We start from the raw sequence: 6787 nt of genomic DNA, 5'->3' as shown, positions 1-6787 counted from the left end.
AGGCCATGAAACAGGAAGTACCACAGCGCCAGCATCATCAACAGCGGCATCAACGCGCCTATCACGGTCGCTACCGTGTTGTCCTCGACGACGCCAGAGAACGCGGCTCCAGAGCGTCCCAGCTGCTCGCTCAGAGCCGGGTCGACGCGAACGGTGGAGAATACCGAGTGGCCATCGATCGGCTCCTGCAGCTTGCCGAGGATCCGCTCGTGCTCGATATGCAGGTCGCTGACCTTCTGCTGATCGAGTAGTTGCAGGAACTGGCTGTAAGGAATGGCTTGCACGGCCGGCTGGCTGAACAGGCCGAACTGCACGGCAGCGAGCACTGCCAGGCCAACTGCCAGGAGGTAGAGCGTCCAGGGCTTATCCTTGTTCATGGCCATCTGTCCTCGGCGCGGCGGCGCTAGGCGATCAACAGATAATCTTCGACCTTGCTGACGCCGGGCACCGACCAGGCCGCACGCTCGACCACTTCTCGCTCGCGCAGCAAGTGCACCTTGCCTTCCAGCTTGACCACACCACCGTCGACCGTGACGCGGATGCCTCCGGCCTCGATTTCGGCGCTGCGCTTGAGTGCGTCCTCGATGTGGCGCTTGATATCGACCACGTCGGCCCGGGCTTTGAGGGTGATGCGGTTGTGTACGCCAACCACACCCGACAAGCGCCAGATTGCCTGTTCGATCACTTCCTTCTGGTATTGCCAATCGAGCTGGCCCTCCAGGGTCACCGTCCCTTTTTGCACGGTGACCTGGATGCCCTCCACGTTGGCGTCCGAGCTCCAGGCGATGATGTTCAGGGCACGGCTGGCAATCGTGTCGTCAGCGGTACCTTCGAGCTTGTTCAGGCGTACCTCTATCTCCTCGGCCAGGCCGCGCACGCCTTTCATGGCCTTGACCGTGCGCTCGGCACTGACTTTCTGGGCGTAGCTGTTGACGTGCCCGGAGAGGGTCACCACGCCGTTCTGCACCGTCACACCGATGCTGGCTGCATTGATATCGGGTTTGAATTCCAGCTCTTCGAGCACAAGGTCTCGCAGGTCAAGGTCGTTCATGATCGGCTCCGGTAGCAGATAGGGTAGGGGCGGTGCCCTGAGTCTTTGTTTCTACCCTTGTGCCCCCCAGCGCGATTGATAAAGGTCAAACCGGGTGAACAGGCCGGTCGCGGTTGACAAATGTCAGGCGTGCGGCGCACGCCGCCATCGATACTTAGCGTGTCCTGGCCATGCACGAGGGTACCGACATGCGACGTTATGTGCTTTGCGGGTGGGCAAGCCTGTTGCTGGTTACCGCGTCCGGCTGCACGGCGTGGCGCGCCGAGGAATACGATGCGCGCCTGGAATCAGCGGAGAACAACGCCGCCACCGCAAGGTTGCGCGCCGATCAAGTGTGTTACCGAATCGATCTGGTCGAGCAGACCGCCAACGAGGCCCTAAGGCGGGCAACCCAGGCTCAGGACGAGGTGCGGCAACTGCGCCAGCAGGCCAGACGCAAGTAGCCCGCCATGCCACGTCGATGGCTCGACCCCGCACTGCTTGTGGTCTGCACGCTGGCCCTGCTGACTGGCGGCGTGGCCTATGCGGCGCAGCGGCCTGCCTGGGCCGCGCTGGTCTGGGCAACTGGTGGCCTGGTCATGGCCGGGGTCCTGGCGGTGGAAATGTTCAGGCGCCTAGCCCGGGGTGAGGCGGGTATCGACCTGATTGCCTTGCTGTCGATCACCGCCGCCCTGGCCCTGGAGAACATGCTGGTGGCTGCGGTGGTCGCGCTGATGCTGGCCACCGGCCGAGCACTTGAAGCGTTCAGCGTGCGTCATGCCGAGCGCGAATTGCGGGCGCTGATCGACCGAGCGCCGCAACGTGCCTGGATCCAGGAGCAAGACGGGCTGCGCGAAGTTGCGGTGGATCAGGTCAGGCCAGGGCAGGCCGTGCTGGTGCGCCTGGGTGAAATCGTACCCGTGGACGGGCGCCTGCAGAGTCCCCAGGCCACCCTGGACGAGGCGGCGCTGACCGGGGAGTCGTTACCCGTTACTCGTCATTGCGGCGAGCCGGTGGCCAGCGGGGTGTGCAACGCCGGCGCGCCGATGGTGCTGGTGGCCACGCAGACTGCGGCACAAAGCACCTATGCCGGCATCGTGCGCCTGGCCGAGGCGGCACGCCAGTCACGGGCGCCCTTCGTGCGCCTGGCTGACCGCTACGCGCTGGCGTTCATCCCGCTGACGTTGCTGATCGCCGCGCTCGCCTGGTGGGCCAGTGGCGACCCGCAACGCGTGCTGGCGGTGCTGGTGGTCGCCACACCTTGCCCCCTGATATTGGCGGTGCCGATTGCCGTGCTGTCGGGCATCTCGCGAGCGGCGCGGCGTAGCATTCTGGTGCGCGATGGCGCGGTACTGGAGGCGCTCGCCGGGATCCGCCAGGTTTTTCTCGACAAGACCGGTACCTTGACCAGCGGCCATGCTCGGCTGCAATCGATCGAGCTTAACGGGGAGGGCGCGCCGCTGCAGATCTTGCAGTGGGCCGCTTCATTGGCCCAGGCATCCACCCACCCGATCGCTCGGGCTATTGTCGCTGCGGCCCTCGCGCGGGGCCTGAGCTTGGCGGCGCCGCAACAGGTGCAGGAGGCGCCAGGCCAAGGGTTGGCCGGCCAGGTACAAGGCAAAGCCGTGCGCTTGGGGCTGCTGGCTTACGTGCAGCAGGGCAGGGATGCAGGCCCTTGGGCACAGGTGTGCTTGCAACAGCTGGACTATCTGGCCAGCAGTGGCAGTTTCGTAGCCGTGGACGGTGAATTGAAAGCGATGCTGCGGCTGGCCGACGATGTGCGTCGGGAAACCCCTCAGACCCTGCGCCGGCTTCGAGCCCGCGGCATCGACCAGATTGTCATGCTGACTGGCGACCGCCCCCAGACGGCGCAAATGATCGCACTGACAGCGGGTATCGATGCGCTTCACTCTGGCCTCTCACCGCAGGACAAGGTCCGCTTGGTGCAGGAAGGTTGCCGAAGAGGTCCCACGCTGATGGTCGGGGATGGCATCAATGATGCGCCAGCACTGGCTGCCGCCGATGTCGGGGTTGCCATGGGCGCGTCCGGCGTGACTGCTTCGGCACAGTCAGCCGGCGTGGTCTTGCTGGTCGACAGGCTGGATCGTCTGATCGAAGCGCTCGACATCGCCCGGCACACCGTGCACATCGCCCGGCAAGGCGTGTGGGTGGGCATGAGCCTCTCGCTGCTGGCCATGCTGTTCGCTGCGGCCGGCTACCTGCCTGCGGTGATGGGGGCGGTACTGCAGGAAGGCATCGACCTGTTGATCATCCTCAACGCCCTTCGCGCCCTCGGCCCGGTTGCGGGCGATGGCCACAACGGGTTGCCGACCGAGAGCCTGCAGCGCATGCAGGACGAGCATCGACAACTGGACGGGGTGTTGACCGACCTGAGCCAGATGGCGCGGGACTTTGCCAGCCGCCCTGCGGAGCAGGCGCGGGCCGACCTCGGGCGCCTGGTCGCCGCCCTGCATGGCTCGCTGGAGCGCCATGAGCGGGACGACGAGCAGCAGCTGTACCCCCTGTTGAGCCGCTACATGGGAGGCGAGGACCCGCTCTCGCCGCTCAGCCATACCCACCGGGAAATGTTCAGGCTGATCCATTTGCTGACGCGCATGAGCGAGGATTTCACCCAGGCCACCGCCAACCCGAGCGCCGACGAAATCCAGCACCAGCTCATACGCCTGGACACCTTGGCAAAACTGCATTTCGACCAGGAGGAGGCGTTGTACCGTTACCTTGACCAACATTGAACACCGCTGCAGGCATTTGCACGCTTGATAAAAATCAAGCGCCAAGGGCGGCGTTGACCGGATGCTGGCAGCAGCGGTCAATCACTGCCGGCCGAAAAGCCCCGTCTCGATGCAACCCGAGCGACCTGAGTGATCAGGCCGGCCCACCGTTGGAGGCCATCATGAGTCACTATCAACGGCTGTTGCTGATCATGCGTCCAATGCTGCACCAGGCGGTCGCCCTGGAGCAGGCTGTTGCACTGGCCAGATCGGCATCGGCCAGCCTGCACATCGTCGCCTTGCTCGAGTCATTGGACAAACTCTGGCTGCTGGAGTCCGGTAAGCATCAAGCGGAGCGGGAGGCTTATCGGCTTGCTCAGCATGAACAGCTGGAAGCCCAGGCAAACGCACTGCGTGCCTCCGGCGTGCAGGTGACGACCGAGGTGGCCTGGAGTAACGACCTGCAGGATGACATTCTGCAGCACGTGCTGGAGATGCAACCGGACCTGCTGCTCAAGCAGGTCGAGCATGAGCCTGCGCTCAAGCGCGCCTTCTTCACGCCGCTTGACTGGCAACTGTTGCGCCACTGCCCGGTCCCGGTCTACTTGCTCGGTGCCAGCCAGCCGGCGTTGCCGCGCCAGATCGTGGCGGCGGTGGACGTGGCCGACACCTCGCCAGAGGGGCAAGCCCGAAATGACAGCATCGTCCAGCAGGCCGGTGCTTTGGCCTTGCAGACAGGCGCGCAACTGGACCTGCTGCACGCCTGCGATCTGTCGATGGCCTACATGGGCGATATGGGGTATGCCGCCTGGGCCATCGGTGACATTGCCGAGCCCTTACGCCAAGCGCTGGAGGATGATTTCAGGAAACTGGCCGAACGCTTCGGCGCACCACCGCAACGTTGCCATTTCGTGCTCGGGCGCCCGGTCGCGGTGCTCAGCGCATACGTCGAATCACAGCCGGTGGAGGTACTGGTCCTGGGGCGGCCCATCGCACGGGGACTGGACCGTCTGTTCGGCAGTACCACCGAACATGTGTTGTACCAGGTACCTTGCAACATCCTGGTGGTGTAGGAACGTGCGGATGACTACGCCATGGGCGGGAGGCGCTCGGCGACCAGGGCGCTGGTGGCGACGATGTCCAGCCGGGCCTGGCAAGGGGCGGGCAGGCGAAAGGGCTTGATGCTGTCGGCGACCAGGATGCGTTCGAACATCCCGTTTTGGAACAGCGCCCCGCGCTGCTGAAGCTGCGGCGGCGTAGGCTATCCTGCAGCCGCACCGGGAGGTGCCCGATGAGCCCGTATCGCCGGATTTTGCTGATCATGACCAAGGCTCAAGCCAATGCCGCGCTGGACCGGGCCATGGCCCTGGCTGCGGCGTCTGGTGCTGCCCTGCACGTGCTGGGTATTCATGAACCCGGCGAACTGCGCCTGCGCCACGAGTTGCCGACAACCCCGCGGCCTTGCGTTTCATTCGTGCATTTCAGCACAGCGCTCAAGGCGCTGCTCGATGAACAGCCGGCAAGGGGGGCACGCCCAGGTTTCGAAGCCGTGGAAACCTCCGATTCCCGAGACCTGGTGCCGGCCTGCATTGCCCGCTATGCGCCTGACCTGGTGATCAAGGACTGCTCAGGCTGTTCCCTGATCGATCAGAGGGCCCGGACTTCACTTGACCAGGTACTGTTGCATGGGAGCGAGGTGCCGTTGATGTTCGTACCGGCGAATGCCCCAGCCATGCCAGCTAGCGTGCTGGTCGCGGTGGATGTATCTCACGCCTCGCCGCTCAATGACGCACTGGTGATGGCCGGTCAGCAACTGGCAACACAATGCCAGGGCCAGCTGAACCTGCTATCGGCTTACGACCTGCCAATCGCCATGCTGGCAAATCCTGACCTCGCCGGCCCTTGGGCGGATGAGCTGCGGGAATCGCTGCAGTTGCCGTTCGATGCGTTGGCCGATGCCCACGGCATCGCCCACAACCATCGATTCTTCAGCGAAGGTGCGCCGTTGCGTGTCATCAAGTCCCATGTCGCTGCGCTGGGAGCCGATGTGGTGGTGGTCGGCGCCGTGCAGGCCAGGCGTTGGGCCAAGCTGATCGGCGATACCACCGAGCGGCTTGTCAGCCATGCGCCGTGCAGCATCCTGACGATCAGGCCTACACCTGGCAGTTGAATCAGGCGGTATCGCCTGTTCGGCCATGGCGCACCACCTCCACGCAGAATTGACCTTCGTAGGGGGGCACATGGCATTCGACGATATCCTGCGCCGCGACCTGCAGATGAATGCCGACGATATCGGCATGCACCGGTTGGTGGCAGACGTGGCGGTCGACGAGCACCGCGCTGATGATGTGGCGCGCACCCAGTTCGGCGAGGTAGGCGCAGGTGCGTAGCAGAGAGTGCCCTTCGTAGAGCACGTCATCGACCACCAGCAAGGTGGTTGCGGCAAGGTCGAGCTTGGCGAGTTCAGGGTTTTCGGTGAGTTGAGTATGGGCATGCAGGAGGCTCAGGTCGTCTGCATAACGCTTGACCTTGATCGGGTAGAGCGGCAAGGGCGCAGCACCGGTGAGTGCCTGCAGGTGCAGTTGCAAGCGCTGCGCCAGCGGCTCACCACGCCGCTGAATGCCTACCAGTGCCACTTCGGACGCAGGCAGGCAGGCCATGGCCTGGCGGGCCATCGAGCGCAGCACGCTGTCCAGATCGTCTTCGTCATACAGGCGGACCCTCGATGGAGCGGGGCGATTCATGGTGTTTCTCCTTTATTGGATATCCCTGGGCGGGAGCGTACCCGGGCACCTTGAGGTGGGCTTGATAAAAGCCAAGTGATAGCCAGCCGAGTCCGGGCCAGGATCCTGAGTTTCAGTGCATCGCGGATTACTGCATCTACCAGACGGGCGCAGGCACCAATATCCTGCTGATGACACTGATGGGCCATGGCCGTTACCGGCACGCGAGATCTTTATTACCTGCATAGTTGACCTAAGATAACTTCTGCCGCCTTTCAGATCGTCGCGTTGCGCGGGCAGTG

The 6787-nt window shown here is 64.1% G+C and carries 8 protein-coding genes; 4 read left to right on the top strand and 4 right to left on the bottom strand.

Annotated elements, in window-relative coordinates; genetic code table 11:
• Both ACK59Z_RS20790 and ACK59Z_RS20785 read right to left on the bottom strand, forming a co-directional pair.
• The coding region (locus ACK59Z_RS20790) for an ATP-dependent metallopeptidase FtsH/Yme1/Tma family protein (protein ID WP_409293632.1) at positions 1 to 383 on the bottom strand (383 nt) is incomplete at its 3' end.
• A gap of 20 nt (positions 384 to 403) precedes the next feature.
• Positions 404 to 1051, bottom strand: a complete 648-nt coding sequence (locus ACK59Z_RS20785) for a BON domain-containing protein (protein WP_019751519.1) — start codon at positions 1049 to 1051, stop codon at positions 404 to 406.
• 188 nt (positions 1052 to 1239) lie between these two features.
• Between ACK59Z_RS20785 and ACK59Z_RS20780 the strand changes: the two genes are divergently transcribed.
• The 3 genes from ACK59Z_RS20780 (at position 1240) to ACK59Z_RS20770 (ending at position 4835) form a co-directional block, all read left to right on the top strand.
• A complete protein-coding gene (locus ACK59Z_RS20780) occupies positions 1240 to 1494 on the top strand; it encodes an outer membrane lipoprotein OprI (RefSeq protein WP_108078689.1) in 255 nt (84 codons plus the stop codon).
• 6 nt (positions 1495 to 1500) lie between these two features.
• Positions 1501 to 3783: a heavy metal translocating P-type ATPase gene (locus tag ACK59Z_RS20775; RefSeq protein ID WP_409293631.1), complete on the top strand. Its 2283-nt coding sequence runs from the start codon at positions 1501 to 1503 to the stop codon at positions 3781 to 3783.
• A gap of 161 nt (positions 3784 to 3944) precedes the next feature.
• Entirely contained in the window at positions 3945 to 4835 is an 891-nt protein-coding gene (locus ACK59Z_RS20770; RefSeq protein ID WP_004374598.1) for a universal stress protein, read from the top strand.
• 14 nt (positions 4836 to 4849) lie between these two features.
• On the opposite strand, the gene ACK59Z_RS20765 is transcribed toward ACK59Z_RS20770, so the two are convergent.
• Positions 4850 to 4975 (bottom strand): hypothetical protein, encoded by a 126-nt coding sequence (locus ACK59Z_RS20765; RefSeq protein ID WP_014756736.1) that lies wholly within the window; start codon positions 4973 to 4975, stop codon positions 4850 to 4852.
• A gap of 78 nt (positions 4976 to 5053) precedes the next feature.
• Here ACK59Z_RS20765 and ACK59Z_RS20760 point away from each other — a divergent pair, with 78 nt between their 5' ends.
• Positions 5054 to 5932 carry a universal stress protein gene (locus ACK59Z_RS20760; RefSeq protein ID WP_409293630.1) on the top strand — a complete coding sequence of 293 codons (879 nt, stop codon included), beginning with the start codon at positions 5054 to 5056 and terminating at the stop codon, positions 5930 to 5932.
• Position 5933: 1 nt separating this feature from the next.
• Here the strand turns inward: ACK59Z_RS20760 and ACK59Z_RS20755 are convergent, their stop codons facing one another.
• Entirely contained in the window at positions 5934 to 6506 is a 573-nt protein-coding gene (locus tag ACK59Z_RS20755; RefSeq protein ID WP_012052276.1) for a bifunctional pyr operon transcriptional regulator/uracil phosphoribosyltransferase, read from the bottom strand.
• Between the last annotated feature and the right edge of the window lie 281 nt (positions 6507 to 6787).

It is taken from the genome of Pseudomonas sp. KCJK9058 (genome assembly GCF_046230975.1).
GTDB lineage: Bacteria > Pseudomonadota > Gammaproteobacteria > Pseudomonadales > Pseudomonadaceae > Aquipseudomonas > Aquipseudomonas alloputida.
The sequence above is the reverse complement of the archived record's forward strand: the minus strand, read 5'-3'. Positions and strand labels throughout refer to the sequence as shown.

What these genes read in the sequence shown, in the direction of transcription:
- ACK59Z_RS20785 (WP_019751519.1), bottom strand. Translation starts at nt 1,051, where the DNA reads ATGAACGACCTTGACCTGCGAGACCTTGTGCTCGAAGAGCTGGAATTC.
- ACK59Z_RS20765 (WP_014756736.1), bottom strand. Translation starts at nt 4,975, where the DNA reads ATGTTCGAACGCATCCTGGTCGCCGACAGCATCAAGCCCTTTCGCCTG.
- ACK59Z_RS20780 (WP_108078689.1), top strand. Translation starts at nt 1,240, where the DNA reads ATGCGACGTTATGTGCTTTGCGGGTGGGCAAGCCTGTTGCTGGTTACC.
- ACK59Z_RS20755 (WP_012052276.1), bottom strand. Translation starts at nt 6,506, where the DNA reads ATGAATCGCCCCGCTCCATCGAGGGTCCGCCTGTATGACGAAGACGAT.
- ACK59Z_RS20760 (WP_409293630.1), top strand. Translation starts at nt 5,054, where the DNA reads ATGAGCCCGTATCGCCGGATTTTGCTGATCATGACCAAGGCTCAAGCC.
- ACK59Z_RS20775 (WP_409293631.1), top strand. Translation starts at nt 1,501, where the DNA reads ATGCCACGTCGATGGCTCGACCCCGCACTGCTTGTGGTCTGCACGCTG.
- ACK59Z_RS20770 (WP_004374598.1), top strand. Translation starts at nt 3,945, where the DNA reads ATGAGTCACTATCAACGGCTGTTGCTGATCATGCGTCCAATGCTGCAC.